Origin of the sequence: Spirosoma utsteinense (genome assembly GCF_014282275.1) — a bacterium.
GTDB classification, from domain to species: domain Bacteria; phylum Bacteroidota; class Bacteroidia; order Cytophagales; family Spirosomataceae; genus Spirosoma; species Spirosoma utsteinense.
In genome coordinates, this window is the sequence record NZ_VFIA01000017.1 from 20,783 (window position 1) to 44,912 (window position 24,130).

Annotated in this window: 21 protein-coding genes; 13 read left to right on the forward strand and 8 right to left on the reverse strand. The window is 51.3% G+C overall.

What is annotated here, in order from left to right:
• Nucleotides 1-3 precede the first annotated feature (3 nt).
• Complete coding sequence (gene pyrF, locus FH603_RS14750) at nt 4-888, reverse strand: orotidine-5'-phosphate decarboxylase (RefSeq protein ID WP_186738298.1); 885 nt, start codon at nt 886-888, stop codon at nt 4-6.
• Nucleotides 889-1,001: 113 nt separating this feature from the next.
• Between pyrF and rfbC the strand changes: the two genes are divergently transcribed.
• The gene (gene rfbC / locus FH603_RS14755; protein ID WP_186738299.1) at nt 1,002-1,547 is read left to right on the forward strand and encodes a dTDP-4-dehydrorhamnose 3,5-epimerase; all 546 of its coding nucleotides are present in this window, start codon (nt 1,002-1,004) and stop codon (nt 1,545-1,547) included.
• Between the two features lie 61 nt (nt 1,548-1,608).
• Here the strand turns inward: rfbC and FH603_RS14760 are convergent, their stop codons facing one another.
• Nucleotides 1,609-2,301: a type 1 glutamine amidotransferase domain-containing protein gene (locus FH603_RS14760; RefSeq protein ID WP_186738300.1), complete on the reverse strand. Its 693-nt coding sequence runs from the start codon at nt 2,299-2,301 to the stop codon at nt 1,609-1,611.
• A gap of 100 nt (nt 2,302-2,401) precedes the next feature.
• The gene (locus FH603_RS14765) at nt 2,402-3,910 is read right to left on the reverse strand and encodes a 4Fe-4S binding protein (RefSeq protein WP_186738301.1); all 1,509 of its coding nucleotides are present in this window, start codon (nt 3,908-3,910) and stop codon (nt 2,402-2,404) included.
• 228 nt (nt 3,911-4,138) lie between these two features.
• Here FH603_RS14765 and FH603_RS14770 point away from each other — a divergent pair, with 228 nt between their 5' ends.
• Nucleotides 4,139-4,534, forward strand: a complete 396-nt coding sequence (locus FH603_RS14770) for a hypothetical protein (protein WP_186738302.1) — start codon at nt 4,139-4,141, stop codon at nt 4,532-4,534.
• Between the two features lie 109 nt (nt 4,535-4,643).
• Here FH603_RS14770 and FH603_RS14775 read toward each other — a convergent pair whose 3' ends face one another.
• From FH603_RS14775 to FH603_RS14785, 3 genes are all read right to left on the reverse strand, one after another.
• On the reverse strand, nt 4,644-5,681 hold the full coding sequence (locus tag FH603_RS14775) for a DUF6807 domain-containing protein (protein WP_186738303.1): 1,038 nt from the start codon (nt 5,679-5,681) through the stop codon (nt 4,644-4,646).
• A gap of 72 nt (nt 5,682-5,753) precedes the next feature.
• Nucleotides 5,754-7,454 carry a hypothetical protein gene (locus tag FH603_RS14780; protein WP_186738304.1) on the reverse strand — a complete coding sequence of 567 codons (1,701 nt, stop codon included), beginning with the start codon at nt 7,452-7,454 and terminating at the stop codon, nt 5,754-5,756.
• Nucleotides 7,455-7,486: 32 nt separating this feature from the next.
• Nucleotides 7,487-8,104: an LEA/WHy family protein gene (locus FH603_RS14785; protein ID WP_186738305.1), complete on the reverse strand. Its 618-nt coding sequence runs from the start codon at nt 8,102-8,104 to the stop codon at nt 7,487-7,489.
• Between the two features lie 202 nt (nt 8,105-8,306).
• Between FH603_RS14785 and aat the strand changes: the two genes are divergently transcribed.
• The 6 genes from aat to FH603_RS14815 all read left to right on the forward strand — a co-directional run bounded on the left by aat (nt 8,307) and on the right by FH603_RS14815 (nt 13,933).
• The gene (gene aat / locus FH603_RS14790) at nt 8,307-8,936 is read left to right on the forward strand and encodes a leucyl/phenylalanyl-tRNA--protein transferase (protein WP_186738306.1); all 630 of its coding nucleotides are present in this window, start codon (nt 8,307-8,309) and stop codon (nt 8,934-8,936) included.
• 116 nt (nt 8,937-9,052) lie between these two features.
• Complete coding sequence (proB, locus tag FH603_RS14795) at nt 9,053-10,087, forward strand: glutamate 5-kinase (RefSeq protein ID WP_186738307.1); 1,035 nt, start codon at nt 9,053-9,055, stop codon at nt 10,085-10,087.
• A gap of 37 nt (nt 10,088-10,124) precedes the next feature.
• The gene (locus FH603_RS14800; RefSeq protein WP_186738308.1) at nt 10,125-11,375 is read left to right on the forward strand and encodes a glutamate-5-semialdehyde dehydrogenase; all 1,251 of its coding nucleotides are present in this window, start codon (nt 10,125-10,127) and stop codon (nt 11,373-11,375) included.
• 125 nt (nt 11,376-11,500) lie between these two features.
• Entirely contained in the window at nt 11,501-11,995 is a 495-nt protein-coding gene (locus tag FH603_RS14805; protein WP_186738309.1) for a hypothetical protein, read from the forward strand.
• Between the two features lie 36 nt (nt 11,996-12,031).
• Nucleotides 12,032-13,354, forward strand: coding sequence for a serine hydrolase domain-containing protein (locus FH603_RS14810; RefSeq protein ID WP_186738310.1), 1,323 nt, complete (start codon nt 12,032-12,034; stop codon nt 13,352-13,354).
• Nucleotides 13,355-13,456: 102 nt separating this feature from the next.
• Complete coding sequence (locus FH603_RS14815) at nt 13,457-13,933, forward strand: nuclear transport factor 2 family protein (RefSeq protein ID WP_186738311.1); 477 nt, start codon at nt 13,457-13,459, stop codon at nt 13,931-13,933.
• A 106-nt stretch (nt 13,934-14,039) separates the two neighbouring features.
• Here FH603_RS14815 and FH603_RS14820 read toward each other — a convergent pair whose 3' ends face one another.
• Nucleotides 14,040-14,558: an acyl-CoA thioesterase gene (locus tag FH603_RS14820; protein WP_186738312.1), complete on the reverse strand. Its 519-nt coding sequence runs from the start codon at nt 14,556-14,558 to the stop codon at nt 14,040-14,042.
• Nucleotides 14,559-14,765: 207 nt separating this feature from the next.
• Between FH603_RS14820 and FH603_RS14825 the strand changes: the two genes are divergently transcribed.
• From FH603_RS14825 to polA, 4 genes are all read left to right on the forward strand, one after another.
• Entirely contained in the window at nt 14,766-15,614 is an 849-nt protein-coding gene (locus tag FH603_RS14825; protein WP_186738313.1) for a sterol desaturase family protein, read from the forward strand.
• Nucleotides 15,615-15,801: 187 nt separating this feature from the next.
• Nucleotides 15,802-16,794 (forward strand): fasciclin domain-containing protein, encoded by a 993-nt coding sequence (locus tag FH603_RS14830; protein WP_186738314.1) that lies wholly within the window; start codon nt 15,802-15,804, stop codon nt 16,792-16,794.
• Nucleotides 16,795-16,950: 156 nt separating this feature from the next.
• Nucleotides 16,951-17,934 (forward strand): fasciclin domain-containing protein, encoded by a 984-nt coding sequence (locus tag FH603_RS14835; RefSeq protein ID WP_186738315.1) that lies wholly within the window; start codon nt 16,951-16,953, stop codon nt 17,932-17,934.
• A gap of 274 nt (nt 17,935-18,208) precedes the next feature.
• Complete coding sequence (gene polA / locus FH603_RS14840) at nt 18,209-21,310, forward strand: DNA polymerase I (protein WP_186738316.1); 3,102 nt, start codon at nt 18,209-18,211, stop codon at nt 21,308-21,310.
• 105 nt (nt 21,311-21,415) lie between these two features.
• Here the strand turns inward: polA and FH603_RS14845 are convergent, their stop codons facing one another.
• Nucleotides 21,416-22,072: a class I SAM-dependent methyltransferase gene (locus FH603_RS14845; RefSeq protein ID WP_186738317.1), complete on the reverse strand. Its 657-nt coding sequence runs from the start codon at nt 22,070-22,072 to the stop codon at nt 21,416-21,418.
• Between the two features lie 217 nt (nt 22,073-22,289).
• Here FH603_RS14845 and FH603_RS14850 point away from each other — a divergent pair, with 217 nt between their 5' ends.
• Nucleotides 22,290-24,032 (forward strand): serine hydrolase, encoded by a 1,743-nt coding sequence (locus FH603_RS14850; RefSeq protein ID WP_186738318.1) that lies wholly within the window; start codon nt 22,290-22,292, stop codon nt 24,030-24,032.
• Nucleotides 24,033-24,130: the final 98 nt, after the last annotated feature.

Below are 24,130 nucleotides of genomic sequence, written 5' to 3' on the forward strand. Positions count from 1 at the left end.
CTATTACACGCGCTCAGCCAGGTAAAGGGCCATCTCCTTCTGGAGCGTCTGAGCTTCTGTTCGGGCCTGAGCGGCAAAATCCAGCCCATCGGATGCATACAGGATACTACGCGACGCGTTGACCAGCAGGCCGCCCGCCTTTGTCAGCCCCCGGCGCGACACCTCGGCCAGCGAGCCCCCCTGTGCTCCTACACCGGGTACGAGCAGGAAATGGTCGGGAGCCAGTTCGCGGATTCGGCTCAACTCACTGGTTTGCGTGGCACCTACCACAAACATCATCCGATCTGGCCCAGCCCAGGTCTGAGCGGTTTTTATTACCGTCTGATATAACTGGTCCATGGCTACGTTCTCCGACATGTAATCGCCCCCTCCTCCGGCCATACCACCATCTAACTGGCTGGTGGTAACCAGTCGCTGAAAATCAGCGCTGCCGGGATTTGACGTCAAAGCCAGTAAAATCACCCACTTGCCTTCATAGTCCAGAAACGGCATCACCGAATCCCGGCCCATATAAGGCGCTACCGTAATCGAATCGAAATTCAGACCGGCAGCCTGCGGCTCAAAAAAAGTGCGGGCGTAGAGGCCCGATGTATTGCCGATATCACCTCGTTTGGCGTCGGCAATGGTAAAACAATCGGCCGGTATATACTCCAGCGTTCGCTGCAGGCTTTCCCAGCCTCGTGGTCCCTGAGCCTCGTAGAACGCAATGTTAGGTTTATAGGATACGGCAAAATCGGCGGTGGCGTCAATAATGGCCTTGTTAAAGGCAAATACCGGATCTGGTTCGGTCAGTAAATGGTGAGGTAATTTTCGCAGATCGGTGTCTAAACCCACACAGAGGTATGACTGTTTCCGTAAAATTTGTTCGCTAAGGTCTGTATAGGTCATGCCCAATCGGCGAGCCACAGGCTAAAATGGTCCGGCCAAAAGTACGAACTACGCTATCAGTTTCATAAATTTGCCACCAAAGTCTACTGACATCTTATTTAAAAGCAGTACGTATGCAAGTTCGGGAAACGGCCATTGAAGGGCTGATTGAGTTAATTCCACGCGTGTTTGACGATGAACGCGGCTATTTTTTCGAGTCGTATAATAAATCGCTTTTTACATCGCTGGGCCTGCCAATGGATTTTGTGCAGGATAACCAATCGTTCTCGGTAAAAGGCGTACTACGCGGGCTACACCTACAGAACGAACCCTTTGCCCAGGGTAAGCTCGTACGGGTCATAACGGGTCAGGTGCTGGATGTAGCTGTCGATTTACGCCCCAATTCGCCTACCTTTGGTCGTTACGAGACGTTTTTGCTGGATGCCAAACTGGCAAATATGGCTTATATTCCCGAAGGGTTCGGGCATGGATTTGTGGCACTCGAAGACAGTGTGTTCAGTTACAAATGCACCAACGTATATAACAAACAGGCAGAATCAGGTATTCTCTGGAACGACCCTGATCTGAATATCGACTGGGGCATCAGCAATCCCATCGTGTCGGAGAAAGACCAGGAGTTGAAATCGCTGCGCGACATATATCCGCACGCGGTCGTTTAAGGTGCCAACAGGATGTAGGGTATATACGGGATGATTATTCACCCGGTATACGCTGCATCCTTTACTTTTCATACATTTCTTCCATCACCTTACGGCCTACTTTTCGCGCTGATAGCGGGTTTTGGCCTGTGACCAGCCGTTCATCCACTTCTATATACGGTAGAAAAGGAATAAACCCTTTGCTGTACAGGGCATTTTTCTGCCGCAACGCATCTTCGAGCAAAAAAGGAACCTCGTCATTCAAGCGAACGAGCTTTTCCTCGATGTTCGAGAATCCTGTTATCTGCCGATTACCGATCAGTGGCGACCCATCGGACAATTTAACGTTCAGCAACCCGCTGACGCCGTGGCAAACAGCCGACACCATACCCCCGTTTTCATAGATCTGACGTGTGATACTCTGCAACGTCAGGTTATCCGGGAAATCCCACATGGTGCCGTGCCCACCCGTAAAATAAATGATCTGATAGTCAGCTGGATTTACTTCATCCAGTTTCAGTGAATGGTCCAATTTCTGGCGAAATGTAGGATCGTTATACCACTTCTCATTGACCGTATCGCGCCGGTCAACGCTACGTTCGTCAATAGGAACCGGGCCACCTTTAGGGCTGGCAATGTCGTAAGGCAGGTTTCTGTCGGCCAGCTCGTCGTAGAAATGAGTAGCCTCACTTAGCCACAAACCCGTTTTTTGTGGCCTGGTTGGGTAATCAGTATGATTCGTACAAACGATGAGTGCGCGATAGATTGGATCCATTCTGAGTAAACTATTGACGACCGATTAATGAACTTCGACTGTAAACAAACAGTAACCACCTACTATTCAACTGCCAATATTCAGCATTCGTTTTTACTTTTCAAATCTTCCGTGTCGAAACTGGCCCAACTTCCAGGTTCAGCACACCACGCGGACATACGGCCGAACAGATACCGCAACCTACGCAGGACGACCGAACAATGTCCTGGCCGCGCTGAGCATAAGCCCGTACGTCGATCCCCATCTCGCAATAAGCCGAACAGTTACCGCAGGAGATACACTGTCCTCCATTGGTTGTAATCCGAAAACGGGAACGGAACCGCTGCACCAGCCCCAGGTAAGCCGCCAGCGGACATCCAAACCGACACCAGACCCGGTTTCCCATAACGGGATAAAAGCCGGTACCCACCACCCCGGCGAAGATAGACCCCACGTAAAAACCATAGGTGGAACGGATAGCGTAACTATCCAGGAAACCCAGCACGGTACCCTGCCCGCTGAAATAGGTGTAGAGCACCAGCCCCGTCATCACCACCGCAAACACCAGTACGCCGTGAACAATGACGCGTTCAAATTTCCACGCTTTCAGGCTCTTATCTGACAGGTGGCGGTAGGGATCGCCCAAGGTTTCGGCCAGCCCACCGCAACCGCATACCCAGGAACAGTACCAGCGTTTTCCGAAGAAATAGGTCAGCACCGGCACCGCTATCAACGACAGGGCAATACCCCAGACGAGCATAAAAATACCCAGCGAACCAGCCTGTAACTTTTCGTTGATCTTATAATCGAAAAAGAAAGTATAATCGAGCGGCCAGATATTTTTCAGGTCCTGATACGGCTGGTTAAGGCGCTGCATGATCTCCGGGATCAGGAACGCAAAGGACACCTGAAAAAACATGACCGATATCGTCCGTAGTTGCTGATACCGGCTGTGGCGGTAGTTGATCAGCATCCGAACACCCATTACCAAAATAACAAGGGTATATAAAAATCCGTACAGGAACCAACGGCTGGCGTGGCCAGCATTGAGAGCCCGGCTGATGGGGTCTACCAGCAGTACCCAGTTGGTCATGTATTCGGGGTAAAAATAGAGCGCGATGTAAAACCCGACCAGAAACAGACCGAATGCGATTCCGATCCAGCCCCGGTTGGTAGCCGGATGGCGGTACTGAAAATTATTCTTTATACCGGGAAGTCGTTTGAGCCCGGCCATTGAATAGAGTAGCCCACCAGCGGCCGCCATACCCATACTTAGCCAGAACCAAAGCCACGAATGACCCGCCCCGGTGAGCATACCCAGGGAAGATGTTTTGGTGATATCGAACACATAGTCATCGTTGATCACCTTATCCCAGGCCTTTTGAGCCCGCCACTCGTCGTTATACCGATTGACAGCCCCACGGAAATCGCGAACAAAAGCGATATTACTGTCATACATTTTATTGAGCATGAACGCCGTTCGATCATGAATAATAGCCCGGTGTTCGGGCTTGACCACGTTATCGATACCGGAGCTGGTCAGTTGAAACTGGCCCAGCGTCAGCGTAAAGATCCAGATGGCAAATCCGGCCGTGAACAGCGTAAGTCCCAGTCGTTGCAAGGCGAGCATAACGAAGTTTATTAATAGAATCGAAAGGTAAGGAATCCGGCATAGATACGCTGTCGGTTGGCCGACAGATTTCCTTTAATGGCCATTAAACCCTGATTGCACTATTCTGATCTAATCATTGGCATACAGATCGTAAGGCAAATTAAAGTTTTGCAATATCATGATTATGCAGAATCATTTATGTGTCATTTCAGTACATTTGTTTTAAACCGTATCGTACTACATCCTATGAGAACTATCAGTTATGAATCGCTTCGGGCCGAACATGCCTGGATGATTGTTTCGGATCAGCTTCAACAGCGCAACAACATGCTCGCTAAAGGCATATCGCATATGGAGCGCAGTCCTGCCGAATTACCAATGGCCAGCCGCCTGATGATGCTGCGCTATCACCTTAAAATGAGCCTGCGCCAGCTAACGCAGGAAGCCCGTCAACAGCCCCGTTCGGCCGCCGATGCTGAGCGCCTGCACCAGCAATGGCTGCATGTTCATCAGCTGTTCTTTCTGCTACGCCAGATCGACACGGAGCTTGGACGGGCAGCGGGCGAAAATGATACGCTTCGGTCGTGGGTGTCGTCACTGGAAGGGCGGGTATACCGGTCAGCGCTGGTACATTTGAACTAACCCCATCTCTGACTTCTTTCTAAACAGGAATGCCCGAAACTGACTGTCAGTTTCGGGCATTCTGACGTTAAGGGCAGTAGGTGGCTGTTTGCTTTAGTTATCCCTCAACTTAACGACCGAATGTACTTGCCCGTTCGGCAATCGTCTTGTCGGTAAGGTTACCCGAAGCCACCACGACCCGATATCGGAATATTACCGAACTACCCGCTGGTAAGGTGTAATTCATGGCGGGTTCTTTCCCGTTGGAAAAGATAGAGGGGGCCATCGGATTAGCGGCATACAAACCATATCCGCGGGCATGCCAGTAGGTAGGGTAACCGATATTCTTGGCATGGTCGAGCATAACGACCGAAACAGCCTCGCCATGTATCGTTCCGGTCAGGTTAACCCATTTAGCCCGTGTGCCCCAAACGGCGTCGCCCACTACACCCTCGCTACTTACATAGCGGCCGGTTACGCCTTCGTTGTTCAACACCGGAACGGCCGTAGCCACGCCTTTAGCATCCGTAAATACCTCCGGCTTCGTCGATGGGTGTTCGAGTTCGCGGGCAACGCGAAGGGCAATCATTCCTTCTTTGTTGTCCTTAAACGAAACAGCCTTGTCCAGCGCCTTCAAAGTGATAATCCGGTCGATGGTCCGCTCGTTAGCCCGGGCACCAAACACGTATTGTGTGGTTTCCTGCAGCATCGCTTTACCATCTTTATCGAGCCAGTCGGCCGTAACGGTCAACTCAGCCTGGCCGTTGCCGTTTTTCATTGATTTCACACCTGTGTGCACTATAGTGCCGAAAGGTCCTTTGTGCTCCGGGCCAACTTCAGTTGAGTTATTCCAGAAATCATGTCCGTTTACATCGCCGTAGTTAAACCACAGGCCAACGTGGTGCGGATGGTCGATACGCTCACCGGGCCGGGGGTCGAGCGGCCAGCCCCGGGTGATAGGATTTCCACCCGCCGACAGAATTGGGTAGAGCACCGGCTTTTTCAGGACGGTTGGGCCGGGGTAGATATAGGCCGTAAACGGTTTACCATCGACGGTAACGGTCACTGTTTTGGCAGCCTCGTTGTGTGTAAGTTGAATACGGTTCTTAGCGACCTGGCCAGTGGATAGATGCGCTGTCAGAAACAAAGCGAGTACGAGTCGAAACATGGGACGAAGATTGAGTGATATCTGCAAGCCCAAAGCAATAAAGCTTCCTGTTTTTACCCACTACCGGCCGAATCAATCGAGTGGCGATACAACGAAGGTTTGTCGGCTCCTGGCAAAACCATCCACGTCATTGTTGTGGGTAAATAGTAAACCTAATCGATAAAGTCCAGGCGGAAGTACAGCCTTCTGAAACTCAGAGATCCGTTCGTTTTTCAGATAGCGCCCGGTGGTAAGAAAATCCAGTTTTTTGTTCAACATGACCATAGCGGGAAGGGCATATCGCCGACCTGAGGCCGATTCAGCAATAAGGCAAACATCACTACTCAACGGTGTTCGGCGGGGGAAGAAGGCGGGGGCGCTATGCACTCGTAAGAAGTGATTGTTTTTTGCAACAAATACGGTTGGATGTAGGTCTTTAAAAGGTTCTACGATTATCCGGCACCGAAACGGCAGCAATTTCCAGTGTGCCGGATCGGACCAAATATCCGGGTATTTCAGAACCCCCCGCTCCTGCGCCTGTTTTAAGACTTTGCGGTTACTTTCAGCATAATAGGGAGGTGGTAGAGTTGTGCCGTAAAACCGAACATTAAAGGCATCTAACTGTCGATTCTGACGCAGATTTATCAATTCCGGAATTTTTGCATAGGCGCTAATCCCATACATCGTAACGGCTGCCGATCCAGCCAGTACAGCCCATATAGACCGAAACGGGGGGGTAATCAGTAGTAGACCAAGCAGATAGGTAAGACTGAAAGCGAGATGGGAATAGATTCGATACCGATCCCGGAGCAGTTCATCAAGTGGGCGGCTAATACCCAGGATAATGGCAGTACCCAGCACAATGGCTGTAATGGCCAGCAGTTCGCTAAACGTATCTGTTTGCCAGTTCGCCTTTATTTGCCGGTTACGAGTTTGGTTGATAAGAACAAACGCTGACATCCACGTTAAAAGAACCAGTATCCCCCCTACCATAGCCGACCCAAACCGGGCCTGATTGGTCAGCGACGCACCTAGTACCATCAGCAGCCTGGGCACAACGTCCAGAAGGCTCCCGACGGGTGGGGCCGGATCGTAGCCCCAGAAAAAGAGGATAAGCGCCAGACCCATACCCCCTATCCACAACCACCCATCGGTTCGCCAAGTCCATTGCCAGCCCACAATCAGGGTACCTACGGCAGCCACCATCAGCCCGTTTCCGCTCGTAAAGAGAGCGGCTATACTCAACAGTAACGCACTAGTAAGGGCATCACGACGAAGCAGCCGGTGCAGTGCTTCCATCATCAGCCAGACCACCGTAAAGTTTTGAAGAGCCGCCATTCCCCAGAGCATGTTCTCGTGCGATTGGAGGTTGAGCATCCAAAAGGGAACAGGCGTAAAATACCATACGGGCAGTTTCATGTCCCGAAACAGCGTCCAGAGCCGCCATACAATACCCAGCAGGGCCATATTACCCAGAACAATCATGATCGTAACATTGATCTTTCCTGTCAGATAATAGGTAGCCAGGGTCACAAGCCGGTCGTAAACCAGACGGTGGTGGTTATGAGGTTCAACAAGCCGATGAAGTTTGTTTCCCCATGACAGGGCGGGATCAGTCCAGTCGACCAAAAAGCCCAGCAACGCATAGTCATCGTGAAAAATGACATTCTCACTCCAAAAAACCAGCACTAATACCAGAACCAGAAAAGGACCGATCAGTACAAATAACTTAATCGAAGCATTTAATTTACTCCAAAGACCAAGTAGAATAAAAGAGCGAGCTAAATTCTCCATGGGCTTTGACCATCAACCTTATTACCTGATGGCTACCGTCCCAGCAGAATTTTGTTCGTTACATCCTGATTGATGGTGATATAGCCCGGGTAGTTGACCTGTTTTCCACCCAGATCCAGCGTTGGTTTAATCCGGATGGTTAACTTCGACGGCTGTGCATCGGCAGCCCCGGAAAGGTTCTGAACCAATTGCATAAATGCATCGCGGGTTTTAGGGTCCGTAAATAACTGATACGCATTGGCGTTCAACCGAACGGGTACCGTTGCTTTCCCCCCGCCGGGCTGCACTTCGATGCGCTGATTCAGGAAACCTGTAAACAACTCCTGCCCAGCCAGTACAATGCGGTATTCCAGTTGGTTAATGCCAGCCAGTTTATTGGTTGGGTTAATAATATCGAGATTGATACGCGCATCGAGGGGTATATTCCGCGTCAGCAGACCAGCTGCTAAACGGGGAAAACGGGCCGGGTTGATATCCTCCAGCTTTTTAAACTGCCGCACATCCGTACCAGCCAGGTACACACTATCGGCCGATGCGATGCTATACCGGCAGTCGCCAAGGGTTTTGGCTTGTGATATCTGTTTATTAACGCCACACTGGCTAAATAGCAGTGGCAACGCCAGCAATATGGCAACAAGTCCTTTTTTCATGGTGCAAAGCTAAATCGTTTGTTTTATAAACGTCAGACCGCTTGTAAAGGGTTTGGTTTAATTCGCCTTTACGAAGACCATCGGCAACCGATGGTCTTCGGCGATCTTCCGGCGGAAGCCAACAAAGCGGCCAGACTATTATCCATCATTGGCTTGTCAACTATTTTTCTATCTTTGTCCTGAGTACATCCCCAACCCATTGATGAGCAAGCTGACCGCCGACGACCTGATTTATGGGTACATCAACGGCATCTTTCCGATGGCCGACGCAGACGGTACGCTGTACTGGTACGCGCCAGACCCGCGCGCCGTCATTCCAATCGATACCTATAAACCGGCTAAGTCGCTGCGTCAAATTCTTAATAAAAACCTGTTCGAAATTCGTATCAACGCCGATTTTGAGCAGGTAATGCGCTACTGCTCGGCCCCCCGCTCGACCGACGACAGCGTCTGGATTTCGGAGGAGATCATTGAAGCCTATACCGAACTGCACCGACTGGGTCTGGCCCACAGCGTTGAAACCTATCAGGATAACCGTCTGGTAGGCGGCCTGTATGGCGTCGCGCTGGGAGCGGCCTTTTTTGGCGAGTCTATGTTCCACCATGTGAGCAATGCGTCCAAAGTAGCCTTTCATCAATTGATCCTGATTTTGCGTGAACAGCACTTTACGCTGCTCGATACGCAGTTCATCAACGACAACGTTCGCCGATATGGAGCCATTGAAATCCCTAAGGCCGACTATTTGAAGCAACTTAAAGCGGCTGTTCGGCGGAAGGCTCGCTTTACTGAACCTGTGCTGGACCACCTGTTCAGCAGTCAGGAGAGGAAATAACTCACATACGGCTTTTTACCCTTATCGGCAGCGGTACCCCCGAAGCTCCGATCCCGCTCGGCGACAGAAAGCCACTCCTTTACCAACCGTAAACGCACAAGTCCTACCTTTGTCGAATGACAAAACCTGTACTTGTTCTTAAATTCGGAACAGCATCGATAACCAAACCCACGGGCGAACCCAATGAACCGGTTATGGTCGATATTGCCCGGCAGGTAGCCGCACTGCATGCCCACTATCGAATTGTGCTGGTATCGTCGGGGGCGGTTGGCGCTGGAAAAGCCCTGATTCGCGACTATCGGGGAGACATTACCCAACGCAAGGCCGCTGCGGCCGTGGGCAACCTGATGCTGCTGAACCAGTATTCGCGCTTCTTTTCCATCTACGGTATTTCCATTGCCCAAAGTTTGTGTGAACGGCATCACTTCGCCAACCGCGACCAGTTCCTGCAACTTAAACAAACCTATGAGGAATTATGGGCCAACAATATCATTCCCATTGCCAATGAGAACGATGTTGTCAGCAACCGGGAACTGAAATTTTCGGACAATGACGAACTGGCTACGCTTATTGCGGTTGGTTTTGGCGCTCAGGCCCTTATGCTATGCACATCGGTAGGTGGCCTGCTCGATACCGACGGCCAGACCATTCGGCAGGTGACTGCCTTCGACGAACGGGTTTTCGGCGTGGTCCGCACCGACAAGTCGTCACTGGGTCTTGGCGGGATGGCCTCCAAACTGACCTTTGCCAAACTGGCTACGCGTATGGGCATTCGGGTCGTCATTTTCGGACTCAATGAACCCGATAACCTGAGACGCGCTTTACAGGGCGAAACCGGCACCGAGTTTATCCCATCCGACACATCACTATCGGCCCGGAATCGCTGGCTGGCCAGTGGCAGTTTGGTAGTGGGGCGCGTTCGGGTAGATGCGGGTGCAGTACGGGCGCTCGGCCAGCGACGGAGTTTGCTGGCGGTAGGCGTTAAAGCCGTGCTGGGCGATTTTGCCGCCGGTGAGATGGTCGAGATCTGGGACGAGACCGACTCCCCCGTTGCCGTAGCCCGAACCCGGATTTCGTCAGAAACGTTGTCGCAGCAGCTTACCCAACAAAACGTTGAAGTAGCCAACGCCAACGACATCGTACTTTTATAGGCTACTAGATCCATATCCAACTAACCTTCCCGTAACCATGACTCCCATTACCCCCCTCCTACAGGCTACCAAGCAGGCATCGGCCGTTGTCCGGCGGCTTAGTCCAGCCCTTAAGACCGACCTCCTCAACCGACTGGCCGATGTGTTAACGGATCATACGGCCGCTATTGTGACCGAAAACCAGAAAGACCTCGACCGCATGGACCCGGCCGATCCAAAATACGACCGGCTCAAACTCACCGAAGACCGCGTTAGTGGACTGGCGCAGAGCCTGCGTGATGTGGCCGTGCTGCCCGACCCGGCGGGTGAAGTGCTGATCGACCGTACCATTGAGCAGGGACTGACACTCAAAAAAATCACGGTGCCACTGGGCGTGGTGGGGGTTATTTATGAAGCGCGGCCAAACGTAACGGTCGATGTGGCATCGCTGTGCCTGCGGTCGGGCAATGCCTGTGTGCTCAAGGGCGGCAAAGAAGCGGATTTCTCGAACCGCTATCTGGTGGGCCTGATACAGACCGTGCTGGCCGAATTCGATGTGCCGAAAGCCGCCGTAACCCTGCTCCCGCCCGATCGGGCCGTGGTCAACGAGCTACTCACGGCGGTCCGTTATATAGACATCATCATTCCCCGTGGCTCCGACTCGCTGATCCAGTTCGTTCGCAAAAATTCCCTCGTGCCAACCATCGAAACGGGTGCGGGTGTATGTCATACCTATGTTGAAGCCTCGGCCGAACTGAATAAGGCTGTCGCCATTGTTGTCAACGCCCGGGTGTCGCGGCCGTCGGTGTGTAACTCGCTCGACTGCCTGCTGGTAGACGAATCTATTGCCGAACAGTTTCTGCCGATGCTAACGGCCGATTTCCTGACGTGGAACGTTGAGGTATTTGCCGATGAAACAGCTTACGAAATTTTCGAACAGGCGGGTTATGCCAATTTACAGCCCGCCGGGCCGGACGACTTTGGCCGGGAATTCCTGGACTATAAAATTGCCGTTAAAGTAGTAGCCGGACCCGATGAGGCCCTGTCGCATATCCAGACCTACTCCTCGCGCCACTCCGAAGCCATCCTCTCGCAGGACCAGTCCATTATCGACCGGTTTTTAGCCGAAGTGGATGCAGCCTCTGTTTACGCCAACGCATCGACGCGGTTCACCGACGGAGGTGTCTTTGGGCTGGGTGCCGAGATTGGCATTTCGACCCAGAAACTGCACGCCCGTGGCCCGTTCGCACTAGAGAAGCTGGTGACCGAAAAATGGATCATTATCGGCGACGGTCAGGTACGCTGGTAGGGCAAAAAGACCGTTTTCCTCGACAGACCTGAATTTTGGGCCAGTCCTTCAAAACTATTTATACTTCACGAACCCGGCACGGCGTTTGATAGACAGTATAAAAAACTTAACCCATTCCCATTATTATGGCTACTCCTTATGCCATTCGTTCATTCCGCAACGCGCTGCTGGCCGTTGTTGTTCTTGCTTCGTTGACCACCGCCTGCAAAAAATCGGGTATTGGTGGGGGTGATGTCGATCCACGTGATCAGTATGTTGGTGTTTATGAAGGTGGCTATCAGGCTTCCAATTTTCTTAATAACAGCCTGGAGTCGAAGCGTGAATCCGGGACGGTGACAGTCACCATTACCAAAAGTGAAGTGATCGGGCAGTTTTATATTGACATGCTGTTCAATAACACGTCCAGCCAGAAACTAACCGCTGAACTTACCGACAATGCCTTTAAGGTGATCGATAAGCAAAGCGAACCTTTGGTATATGATGGCACGACCTACACGGCTAACTATACGGCTACGGGCCAGTTTGCAGAAAAAGATTTCCTGCTGAATACCGTTGCCGAAACATTGCAGGCTGGCCAGACGCTAAGCCGTCGAGGCAGCATTACGGCAACGAAGAAATAGCTACATTAGCACCGGATCCTAACCTCCGGTATATTCATGAAATCATACATGTTAACCGGCCTGATGGCCGGTTTTTTTCTTTCCGCCACAGCCCAAATACCCCCTACCCGTCCTGTTACCGCTCATGCCCATCCTGTTTTGCAGGAAGCCCCACCCGAATCCGTTGGGATGAGTGCGGCCCGACTTCAGCGAATGGATGCCGTCATTAATGAATACATTACGAAAGGCAGGCAGGCAGGCGTTTCGGTACTGGTGGCCAGAAATGGCCGGATCGTTTACCATAAAGCCTACGGCCAGGACGATATAACGACGAAAACACCCCTGAAACGGGACGCCATTTTCCGGATTGCATCACAAACGAAGGCCATCACCAGTATCGGGTTGATGATGCTGTTCGAAGAGGGCAAGTTTCTGCTCGATGACCCCATTTCGAAATACATTCCGGCGTTCAAAAATCCCAAGGTACTGGATAAGTTTAACGAGAAGGATTCTTCCTATACGAGCGTTCCGGCCAAACGGGAGATTACCATCCGGCAATTACTTACCCACACATCGGGGATCAGTTACCCCACGATCGGCACCAAAGAAGCCGTTGCGATCTACGCAAAAAACAGAATCCCAAGTGGTATTGGTACGCCCTCGGGCACCCTGGCCGAAACGATTCCCCGGCTGGCCGCCCTGCCGCTCATGCACAACCCCGGCGACCGCTGGACTTATGGCCTCAGCACCGATGTTATCGGCTATCTGATTGAAGTACTTTCCGGTCAGTCGCTCGACCAGTATCTGCGAACGCGCTTGTTAGAGCCATTGGGCATGAACGATACGTTTTTCTATCTACCCAAGGCAAAGCAGGACCGGCTTACCCGGGTTTATACCGAAGACTCAACGAAAGTGGTTCGGCGCTTACCAGCTCAGGGAGGTATATCGGAAGATTACCCGAAAGAAGCAGGCACGTATTTTTCGGGGGGAGCCGGCCTGTCGGGTACGATGTCCGACTATGCTATTTTTCTGCAAATGATGCTCAACGGCGGTGAATATGGGGGTAAGCGATTCCTGAGCCCGACGACAGTACGACTTATTACCACCAACCAGATCGGTGACCTGAACCAGGGCATCAACAAATTCGGACTCGGTTTCGCCATCACCTCAGAGAAGAGCGCGGCCCGCCTGCCCGCGTCGGAGGGAACATTCGATTGGGGCGGTTTTTTTGGTACAACCTACTGGGTCGACCCCAAAGAAAAGGTTGTAGCACTACTCTACACCCAGAAAGTGCCCAACAGTTTTGGCGATCTGAACGATAAATTTAAAGTGCTGGTCTATCAGGCTATTTTGGAAATGAACGAGCCGAACGGTAAATAAAGCGATGGCCACTCTTTACCACTCACTGTCTGTCAGTACGCATCACATCCTGAATCGTATGATTGCTGGCGGCTCCATCTGACCACTAATGCCCGTTAAGCCATGAAATCCTTACTGACCCTTTGCCTGATTTTGTCCGTTCAACTCACGCGCGCTCAAACACCGGTTTCTCCGTCGGCCTCGGCCACATCAGCCTCGGTGGCAATGTCGGCCGATGAAAAAGCGGTTGCTGACACGGAGCGGCAGCGTTTTGGAGCCCAGGTGAGCAAGGACTACGCCGTGCTGGACCAGGTCCTGGCTAACGACATGACCTACACCCACTCCAACGGAAATACCGACAACAAACAGTCGTACATCCAGTCGATCCGCGACGGAAAATCGAAGTACGATGCCATTGACGTTCAGGAGCTGAAGGTTCGTGTCTATGGAAAAACGGCCGTTATCAACGGCGTTTGCCTGATCAAGGCAAACAACAACGGCGAGACGATCAACACCCACCTTCGCTATACCGACGTGTACGTTCGGAACGGCAAACAGTGGCAGATGGTCGCCTGGCAGTCGATAAAGCTGGCGAATTAAAGAGGGAAGGAAGAGGGGGAGGAAGGAGGAAAGGGAGGAAGTGAACGCGTGCGCGCGCTCCTTTCCTCCTTCCTCCCTTTCCTCCCTCTCTTCCTCTTCCCCTCCCCTATTCCACTTTCAAATATTCCCGTAACTCCTTCGCATCCTGGGGGTTCATACGCCCGGCGAGTACCAGACGAAGCTGACGACGGCGGAGAGCGCTGGCGTAACGGTCTTTTTCTTCATCGCTTTCGGGCACAACAGCAGGCACCTCGATAGGGCGGCCGCTCTGGTCGACGGCAACAAAAGTGTAGAAGGCACTATTGGTACTTACCCGAATGCCAGCCGGTATATCTTCGGCCCATACCTCGATGAATACTTCCATCGATGAACTGAATGCCCGCGTCACCTGGGCTTTCATCGTGACAATATTACCCAATCGAATGGGCTCGGCGAATGATACGTTGTCGACGGAGGCTGTGACAACAATGCGGTTCGAATGTTTCTGGGCGGCAATGGCAGCCGCAATGTCCATGAAGTGTAACAGGCGCCCGCCCATCAGATTGTTGAGCGTGTTGGTGTCGTTGGGCAGCACCATTTCGGTCATAACCGTTGCCGATTCGCGGGCGTATTTAGGTTGGGGCATTTTCAGTAAGCAGTTAGCACTAATCGGTGACCCGTTTAGCCGGATCAGGTGCAAACCAACCACCGAAAACCGAAACGGGCAAATTCATGGTCAAGTTTACCCCTTCCTGACAGGTTCTCCAGCCGCATCTCCGATAGTATGGCTCCGAAACGATACCGCTTCTGTTTTGTATATTTGTACAATAACACAAATAAATAGAGCGAAACAATGGAACGTATCGTCGATTACTTTGAACACATTCCTTCGTTGCACCGCAGCCTGATTTTAATAGGGGGCATTACCCTATTCTGGGTGATCGAGAGCGCCGTTCCGCTGTTTCAATTCAACTACCGCAAAACTCACCATGCAGGCATCAATTTTTTCTTTACGATAACAACGATCGTCGTCAATTTCGTCATGGCCGTATTGCTGCTTCGTACCAGCGACTGGACGGTTCAGCACGGCGTTGGTTTAGTACAATGGGTCAACTGGCCACTTTGGGCCGAAGCCATTGTCGGGCTGCTGGCCCTCGACCTGATTGGTGCCTGGCTGGCCCATTTTACCGAACATAAAGTAAAATGGATGTGGAGTTTCCACCTTATCCACCATACTGACACCTACGTTGACACCACAACAGCTAACCGCCACCACCCCGGCGAAAGTGTTATCCGGTTCGGATTTACCATGCTGGCCGTGTTGGTGACGGGTGCGCCAATGTGGCTCGTCTTTATGTATCAGGCTTTTTCGGTAGCGCTTTCGCAGTTCAACCACGCCAACATCGAACTACCCCGCTGGGCCGACCGGCTGCTGGGACTGCTGATTGTAACCCCAAACATGCACCATGTCCACCATCATTATAGGTTGCCTGTAACGAATACGAACTACGGCAACATTTTCCCTTATTGGGATCGGTTGTTCGGCACCTATCATGAGATGCCAGGCCGCGATGTACAGTATGGGATCGACACCCACCCCGACCCGCGTGAACATTCGCACATTGGCCGTCTGTTAAAAATCCCGTTTCAGCCCTACCGGCAACCAGTGAGTGAAACGAAACCGGAGCCCGAGCGGGTATAATCAGGCTATAACCGGATGTGTTCTATCCTGAACCGGGTGAGATTTCAGGGTCTGTTAGGGCGTCATACCCTATCTATTCGGGCTATTTGCAAAAAATTAATCAAAATATAGACTAAGGTTCTTCCTCCCGATATAAGCTTAAATTCATTTATACTAATTTGCCTGCTGATTAATAAATCGCCTGTCTATGTTTACTAATTTACCTGGAATAAATCGTCGCACCTTTACCCGTATAACCTGCTCATTACTTGTTCCTGCCCTTGTGATCCTGGCCTGCAAAAATCAGCAGGACCCAATTACCTTACCTACGCCCCAGACCATCGCTCAACTGCTTTCGACGAGCAGCCAGTTTACTTTACTTACCGCGGCTCTGAACCGGGCTGGCCTGACTACGACGCTATCAGGAACAGGTCCCTACACCGTCTTTGCGCCAAGTGACGACGCCTTCCGGGCAGCTGGCCTGGCTACCGTAGCTGCAATCAATGCGACTCCGGATACGACACTGCGTCAACTTTTGCAGTACCACGTGGTCAACGGCTCTGTACCGGCGTCGGCGATCGCGGTTGGACAACTCGCGCAACCGACATCGCTTTCTGTCAATGGCACAGTTTACACCAGCCGGGTGGCATCCACAACAGGGACAGGGGTTTCGGTTAACGGATCACGGATTCTGCAAACGGACGTCCTGGCCAGAAATGGACGCATTCACATTATCGACAAACTGTTGGCACAACCGGCGGGTTCTGTTCTGGCCATTGCCCGGGCTGATACGTCGCTCAGTTTATTCGTTGCGCTGGCCGAGCGGGCCGGGCCTACAGTTACGAGTTCCCTGAGTGGAACAGGAACAACACCGGTAACGGCCTTTGCGCCTACCAATGCTGCTTTTCGAGCGGCTGGTGTATCAGATACAACCGCTATCAGGCTGGCTAGCGTAGCAGCGGTAACGAGTATCATCACCAACCACTTACTGCCCAATGCCCGTGCCTACTCGCCAACACTAGTCCGGGGAGCCATTGTGTCTACTGTTGGCGGCAGTTCGTTAACCGTTACCAGCAGCACTACTAATTCATTGATGATCAAGAGCCGGGGCAATGGAACAGAAATACCCCGAACGATCACCACCGATATCAACGCTACCAATGGCGTCATTCATAAAATAGACCGGGTACTTCTTCCCTAGTTGTTGTTCACCTACACAGTCATTTAACCAGGATAATTATTTTTGTGGAAGTTTGCATGGTTTCTGTTAAACAAAATAGCTAATAGTAGGTTCTGGAAAATAAGTACAATGGCAGCTACAACTGCACGTTCTTTCAATAAACCAACTCAAACTATTATGTTTATCAATCATCCATCAAGCAATCGCCGGACGCCTGGCCTCCTTATTGCCTCATTCTTCGCCTTGACGGTGGCCTTTACAGCCTGTAAAGACGAGGAAAATCCGATAACAGTACCGACCGCGCAGACCATTACAGAGCTGGTTACATCGAACCCTCAGTTCACACTGCTTTCTGCCGCCGTTACGCGGGCGGGGTTAGGCAGCACCCTGTCAGGTACAGGTCCTTTCACGGTGTTTGCCCCTAGTGATGATGCTTTCCGGGCAGCCGGTTTTGCCAACGCAGCTGCATTTGATGCCGTACCAGTAGCTACGCTAACCAATATCTTGCTTTACCATGTGGCAAGCGGGTCATTGTCTGCTTCAGCTATCTCTGCCGGACAAACGGCGCAGCCAACAGCCCTTACGGCAAACGGTACGGCCTATGTTAGCAAGGTTACGTCGACTTCAGGAACAGGTGTTTCGGTAAACGGAGCACGCGTAGTATTAGCCGACGTACAGGCCAGCAATGGCATTATCCATGTTATTGACCGGGTGCTTATGCCACCAGCGGGCAGCATTCTGGCCGTTGCTCAAGCCGACACAACATTGAGTTATCTGGTAGCCGCTGCCTTGCGCGGTGGTCCGGCTGTAACAGGAGCGCTGGGTGGTACAACGGCACTAACGGTTTTTGCCCCAACGAATAGTGCGTTTCGGGCGGCCGGCTTTCCAACTATAGCATCCATCAGTGCCGCGCCAGAAGCCACATTGACCAGCATATTGACTTATCACGTTATACCCGGTGTCCGTGCCTACTCGCCAACGCTCACCAATGGAGCTACTATCACGACATTCCAGACAGGAACGGTGGCAGTAGGCGTTACGCCAACGGCGGTAACGGTTACCGGCCGGGGGAATAACGGAACCGCGTCGAACGTAACAACGGCTGACATCAGCGCTACCAACGGCGTCATTCACAAGATTGACCGGGTATTGCTACCCTAAATTAGTTGATACAGTAAACCCTGCCAGTGGTCGAAGACCCTGGTAGTGGTTGAGGTAGTGATAGCGTATGGTATACTAATCAACCACTACCAGGGTCTTCGACCACTGGCAGGGTTTAGGTTTTCTCCATCAGCCCGACCGGAATCAAAACCCTGGCCGGGCTGTTGTGTTTATAGTAAATCGTGACCCCAGTGTACGATTAATTTGTCACGTTCAGGGACGTTTTTGTGCGTCGAACTGCCGACCTTTGCCCCTTGATTTCTGCTTCCATCGAATGGCTAAACCAACCAAGAAACTGTTTTTGTTAGATGCGCTGGCCCTCATTTACCGCGCTCATTTTGCCTTCAGCAAATCCCCCCGTGTCTCGTCGCGCGGGCTGAATACCTCAGCCGTTTTTGGCTTCATGAATGCCATGATCGAGGTACTCACCAAAGAAAAACCCACCCACATTGGCGTTGCCTTCGATTCGTCAAAAAAAACGTTCCGGCACGAGCAGTTCCCAATGTACAAAGCTACCCGGCAGTCGCAGCCCGAGGATATCAGCATAGCCACCCCCTACATCAAGCAGATCATCGAGGCCATGCACATTCCGATGCTGATTATGGACGGCTACGAAGCCGATGATATTATCGGGACTATTGCCAAGAAAGCATCCATGGCCGGTTTTGAGGTGTATATGATGACACCTGATAAAGACTATGGGCAACTGGTTGAAGAGCACGTCCATATTTATAAGCCTGCCTTCATGGGCAAACCGGCGGAGAAACTGGGCGTTCAGGAAATACTGGAACGGTGGCAGATCGAACGAATCGAGCAGGTGACTGACATGCTTGGACTGATGGGCGATTCGGTCGATAATATTCCGGGGATACCCGGGGTTGGCGAAAAAACCGCTCAGAAATTAATCGCTGACTTCGGCTCGGTCGAGAACCTGATCGCCAATGCCGATCAGCTGAAGGGTAAACTGAAAGAGAACGTCATCAACTTCGGGCAGCAGGGTATGCTGTCGAAGCAGTTGGCAACGATCCATCTGGATGTGCCTGTCGCGTTCGAAGAGGACCGCCTGCGCCATACCGAATACGACAAACCCCGCCTGGCGGCCCTTTTGGATGAACTGGAGTTTCGGCAGATGAAAACACGGTTGCTGGGTGGCACCTATGACGAGAAGCCCCTACCCGAAGCGTTTCAGAACGGGCAACCGTCTCAGATGAACCTGTTCGACTCGCCAGGTGGTGATACGCCGGCGTTCCTGCCATTCCCGAACATGAGCGCGGCTAAACCATCGGGTGCCGACGATTTACCGTTCGATTTCGATTCGGCAGCCAGCCCGGCTTCAGCGATTACACCTGACCCGTCCGCAGTCACTGGAGACAAAGCAAAGAAGCCCCGGAAAACAAAGGTCACAACCCCGGCCGCTTCGGCTACAGCAGCAACGCCTGATGAGGTAACCGACACCGTTGCCACCGACGATGCCGTTGGCAAAGAGGTTACAGAGACTGAGGCCCCGGCCTATCTGGACGTTTATCCGGACTACGAAATTGATGAGAACCAGCCTGAGCGCCGGAAAACGATACTATCGGTCAAGCACGACTACCGGCTTATTGATACCCCCGACCTACGGGCTAGTCTGATCGAGTACCTGTCTCTGCAAACAAGTATTTGCTTCGACTCAGAAACGACAGCCATTGACCCCGTCGAAGCTGACCTGGTAGGCATGTCTTTTTCGTACCGGGTGGGCGAAGCCTTTTACGTGCCGGTTCCTGCCGACCGTTCTGAAGCCCAGGCGATTGTCGATCAGTTCAAGCCTGTTTTCGAAAACCCCGCGATTGAGAAGATCGGACAGAATTTAAAGTACGACTTGCTGATGCTGAAAAAGTACGGCGTGGAAGTACAGGGGAAACTGTTCGATACCATGATTGCCCACTACCTGATAGAGCCCGAAATGCGCCATAACATGGACATGATGGCTATGACTTACCTCAACTATAGTCCGGTTGAGATTGAGTCCCTGATTGGAAAAAAAGGGAAAGGTCAGCTGACTATGCGCGACGTAGATGTCCAAAAAGTCGTGGAGTATGCGGGCGAAGACGCCGATATTACACTACAGCTGAAAGAAGCGTTTGCACCCCGTCTTGAAAAAGATAACCTTCATAAACTCTTCGATCAGGTTGAGATGCCACTCGTTCAGGTGCTGACCGACCTCGAACTCGAAGGGATTACCCTGGATACCAACGCCCTGGCTGAACTGTCGGCAACGCTTGAAACCGACATGCGGCTGGTGCAGCAGGAGATTTTCGACATCGCGGGCGAATCGTTCAATGTGGGTTCGCCAAAGCAACTCGGTGAGATTCTGTTTGACAAACTCAAGCTTGACAAGAACGCAAAAAAGACCAAAACCGGCCAATACGCTACGGGGGAGGAGATTTTGTCGAAGCTCGAAGCCGAACACGAGATTGCCCGTAAGATTCTGGATTACCGCGAACTGATCAAGCTTAAAAATACCTACGTCGATGCGCTGCCCCTGCTGATCAGTAAGCGTACCGGCCGAATTCATACCTCATTTAACCAGGCGGTAGCCTCTACGGGGCGGCTATCATCGGCGAATCCGAACCTGCAGAATATTCCGATCAGGACAATCCGTGGTCAGGAGATACGGAAAGCGTTTGTCCCCCGAGGACCAGAATTTCTGATTATGTCGGCCGACTATTCGCAGATCGAATTACGGATCATGGCCGCCTTCAGTGGTGATCAGACCATGCTCGACGCCTTCAATAACAACGTCGATATTCACACCCAGACGGCCAGCAAGGTATTCCATGTCGGGTTGGAAGAGGTGACCGGCGACATGCGCCGGAAGGCCAAGACCATCAACTTCGGCATCATCTACGGTATTTCTTCGTTCGGCCTCAGTCAGCGGCTGAAGATTCCCCGCAAAGAGGCAGCGACGATCATCGACGAGTATTTTGCCGGCTTCCCGGCGGTGAAAGACTACATCGACCAATGCGTTGAAAAGGCGCGCGGATTTGGCTATGCCGAGACGATTCTGGGCCGACGCCGGTACCTGCGCGATATCAATTCGCGCAACGTGACCGACCGGATGTTTGCCGAACGAAATGCCGTCAACGCCCCCATCCAGGGCAGCGCAGCCGATATGCTCAAGATCGCCATGATCCAGATTCACGAGTTCATGCGCCGGGAGCAGTTGAAGTCAAAAATGATCCTGACCGTGCATGACGAACTCGTCTTCGACGCCCACCGCGATGAGCTTGATTTCCTGCGGGAAAATGTGGACCGTATCATGAAGAACGCCATTCCAATGGGTGTTAAAATGGATACAGGTATCGGTACCGGCGAAAACTGGCTGGTAGCGCATTAATGATAAAGATATTGCGTGTTATAGTGCGAATATGTGATCATCATATTGCCAAGGCAATAATAGCTTTTGGGTGAAGGGACGGAATTCCATCCCTTCACCCAAAAGCTATACTTTTCGGGCTACCACCCGACTTTGCGACAGTTTCGGCGACTTGAGAAAGCCATAGATCCGACAACAAATATCAAATACAGCTCTGCCCATTTTCGCGATAAGTCTGTAGTGGGGCGGCCAGAGGTGGATAATCGCTTTGGATTCGAGCACAGAAAAACCGGCCTGTTGAAATAGATTACCCAGGCACATCGGGCTCCAGGTGTATAAATGATGGTCGGGGTTTTGCGGATCGAACGCATTATAAACACCTTCGGAAGGAGCTACAAATACAATCAATCCACCCGGTTTAAGCTTTTCTTTAAGAAAGGTAATTTCGTCCAGCGGGCGTGAGGTATGTTCCAGGGCGTGGCAGGAAATGATCACATCAGCCCAGCCATCGGCCACATCACTAATAAAATGAACCGTAGATATGCCATTTTCAGTCGCTATCTGACGGGCTTGCTCATTGATTTCGATACCAATTTTTTCGGCACAAGTTAGCTGCTGCAACAGATACCCCCCCCCACAGCCAAAGTCGATTAGTTTGTCTGTGGGTTTTATATAAGAAGCAAAAATGGATGCGTTGGCCCAGCCGCCAAATTTTCCCATTTCGCGTTGATAATCGAAATACGTTTGATCGTACAGTTGCTCTACCAAGGTGTGGTTTTCCATGAATAAAAAAGAAACAAGACCAAATGAGGTGTATTTAATATAAGCCGTTTGTCAGACGAGAGCATTTTGGTCAAGTCACTACCGGCTTTTCTGTCGCCATATAACCCCGGCCTGGTCTTGCCATTTATCCGGGCAATAAACCGACAAATCACTTTTCTTAAAGTCGAGGAATAGAAAGTGCTAATCTTGACAAAAGATCACCTTTCCCTCATTTTTTATGAAATGTACACCCATACAAAGGGCTATAAGTCTGGCCATTATGGTCATCCTGCTAGCTACGTCAACGACGTTTGCCCAAAGCAAAGCGGCTAAAATTGATGCGCTCGTTCAGCAATACGTTACCAACCGTCAGTTTAACGGTTCGGTGCTGGTAGCCGAAAAAGGACAGGTGATTTTTAAGAAAGGTTACGGGATGGCTAACATGGAATGGAACATCCCGAATGCGCCCGATACCAAATTCCGGCTGGGCTCCGTTACCAAGCAGTTTACGGCTATGCTCATCGTGCAACTGGTCGAGAAAGGCAAGCTAAAACTAGCCGGAAAAGTCACAGATTATCTGCCCGACTACCCGAAAGCAACGGGCGACAAGATTACTATTCACCAGTTACTGACCCATACGTCAGGTATTCCCAACTACACCAACTTACCGAAGTTTTTCGAGACCCTGAGCCGCGACCCGGTTACGCCCGAAGGCTTCGCGAAGAAATTTGATAGCATGCCGCTGGATTTTGAGCCTGGCACCAAGTTTTCGTACAGTAACTCCGGTTATTTTTTATTAGGCGTTATCATCGAAAAAGTGACGGGGAAATCCTACGCCGATGCGCTCACCGAGAACATTCTTAAGCCCGCTCAACTGTCGAATACCGGCTACGATTTATTCAGTCCTATATTACCAAAACGGGCAACGGGTTATGAAAAGAAAAATGGTGGCTATGTCAATTCACCTTACCTGGATATGACGATTCCGTATGCCGCCGGTTCTATGTACTCGACCGTAGAGGATCTGTACCGGTGGGATCAGGCGCTGTATACAGATAAACTGCTGTCGGCGAGCGCAAAAGCAACCATGTACACGCCGTTTCTGGATTATTATGCCTACGGCTGGGGCGTTAAAAATGCGAAGATAGGAGAGCTGAAAGACAGCCTGTTGCTCATTGAACATACGGGCGGTATCAACGGCTTCAACACAATAATCAGTCGCCTTCCAAAAGACAAACAGCTGGTTGTACTGCTGAACAATACCGGGGGCGCTCCTCTCAGCGACATACGCCGGAACATTCTTCGCATCCTGTATGACCAGCCGATCGTAGCTCCCAAAAAGCCCATTGCTGACTTGCTTCGGCAGTCATTACAATCAGATCCACTGGAAAAAACGAAACAGAAATTCACAGCCTGGAAGGCCGATAAAGCATATAGTGTGAGTGAGGAGGCCGTCAATGGTGTGGGGTATGAGTTACTGCGCGACGGGAAAACCAAAGAGGCTCTTGCCGTTTTTACCCTTAATGCAGAAGCCTACCCAAACTCCTACAACGTGTATGACAGCCGGGGCGAAGCGTATAAGGCAATGGGTGATAAAGATGCTGCTATACAGGATTATAAGAAATCGGTGGCACTCAACCCCCGCAATACCAATGGTTTCGATATGTTGAAGGAGTTAGGGGAATCTGTAGAGGCTCCTAAAGAGGTTGTTGTTGCGGTCGATTCGGCAACGTTAGCGTCGTATGTCGGTAACTATCAGCTGTCTCCCGCCTTCTCCATTGCGATTATCAAAAAAGGTGATAAACTGTTCGGGCAGGCTACCGGGCAACCCATGTTCGAGCTGTTTCCCGAGTCAAAAACCAAATTCTACCTGAAAGTCGTTGAGGCTCAGGTGACTTTTTCCAGTAATGAAAAAGGCGAGGTAGAGCAACTTGTTCTGCACCAGAACGGGCAGGATATGCCCGGTAAGCGACTTCGCTGATTGTTTAATAAATTGAATAATTCTAAGGTAACGGCGAATACTATTTAATAGAAATAGTATTCGCCGTTATTTTTTTGGTCATTGTCAATAGCCTCAGC

What these genes read in the sequence shown, in the direction of transcription:
- pyrF (WP_186738298.1), bottom strand. Translation starts at nt 888, where the DNA reads ATGACCTATACAGACCTTAGCGAACAAATTTTACGGAAACAGTCATAC.
- rfbC (WP_186738299.1), top strand. Translation starts at nt 1,002, where the DNA reads ATGCAAGTTCGGGAAACGGCCATTGAAGGGCTGATTGAGTTAATTCCA.
- FH603_RS14760 (WP_186738300.1), bottom strand. Translation starts at nt 2,301, where the DNA reads ATGGATCCAATCTATCGCGCACTCATCGTTTGTACGAATCATACTGAT.
- FH603_RS14765 (WP_186738301.1), bottom strand. Translation starts at nt 3,910, where the DNA reads ATGCTCGCCTTGCAACGACTGGGACTTACGCTGTTCACGGCCGGATTT.
- FH603_RS14770 (WP_186738302.1), top strand. Translation starts at nt 4,139, where the DNA reads ATGAGAACTATCAGTTATGAATCGCTTCGGGCCGAACATGCCTGGATG.
- FH603_RS14775 (WP_186738303.1), bottom strand. Translation starts at nt 5,681, where the DNA reads ATGTTTCGACTCGTACTCGCTTTGTTTCTGACAGCGCATCTATCCACT.
- FH603_RS14780 (WP_186738304.1), bottom strand. Translation starts at nt 7,454, where the DNA reads ATGGAGAATTTAGCTCGCTCTTTTATTCTACTTGGTCTTTGGAGTAAA.
- FH603_RS14785 (WP_186738305.1), bottom strand. Translation starts at nt 8,104, where the DNA reads ATGAAAAAAGGACTTGTTGCCATATTGCTGGCGTTGCCACTGCTATTT.
- aat (WP_186738306.1), top strand. Translation starts at nt 8,307, where the DNA reads ATGAGCAAGCTGACCGCCGACGACCTGATTTATGGGTACATCAACGGC.
- proB (WP_186738307.1), top strand. Translation starts at nt 9,053, where the DNA reads ATGACAAAACCTGTACTTGTTCTTAAATTCGGAACAGCATCGATAACC.
- FH603_RS14800 (WP_186738308.1), top strand. Translation starts at nt 10,125, where the DNA reads ATGACTCCCATTACCCCCCTCCTACAGGCTACCAAGCAGGCATCGGCC.
- FH603_RS14805 (WP_186738309.1), top strand. Translation starts at nt 11,501, where the DNA reads ATGGCTACTCCTTATGCCATTCGTTCATTCCGCAACGCGCTGCTGGCC.
- FH603_RS14810 (WP_186738310.1), top strand. Translation starts at nt 12,032, where the DNA reads ATGAAATCATACATGTTAACCGGCCTGATGGCCGGTTTTTTTCTTTCC.
- FH603_RS14815 (WP_186738311.1), top strand. Translation starts at nt 13,457, where the DNA reads ATGAAATCCTTACTGACCCTTTGCCTGATTTTGTCCGTTCAACTCACG.
- FH603_RS14820 (WP_186738312.1), bottom strand. Translation starts at nt 14,558, where the DNA reads ATGCCCCAACCTAAATACGCCCGCGAATCGGCAACGGTTATGACCGAA.
- FH603_RS14825 (WP_186738313.1), top strand. Translation starts at nt 14,766, where the DNA reads ATGGAACGTATCGTCGATTACTTTGAACACATTCCTTCGTTGCACCGC.
- FH603_RS14830 (WP_186738314.1), top strand. Translation starts at nt 15,802, where the DNA reads ATGTTTACTAATTTACCTGGAATAAATCGTCGCACCTTTACCCGTATA.
- FH603_RS14835 (WP_186738315.1), top strand. Translation starts at nt 16,951, where the DNA reads ATGTTTATCAATCATCCATCAAGCAATCGCCGGACGCCTGGCCTCCTT.
- polA (WP_186738316.1), top strand. Translation starts at nt 18,209, where the DNA reads ATGGCTAAACCAACCAAGAAACTGTTTTTGTTAGATGCGCTGGCCCTC.
- FH603_RS14845 (WP_186738317.1), bottom strand. Translation starts at nt 22,072, where the DNA reads ATGGAAAACCACACCTTGGTAGAGCAACTGTACGATCAAACGTATTTC.
- FH603_RS14850 (WP_186738318.1), top strand. Translation starts at nt 22,290, where the DNA reads ATGAAATGTACACCCATACAAAGGGCTATAAGTCTGGCCATTATGGTC.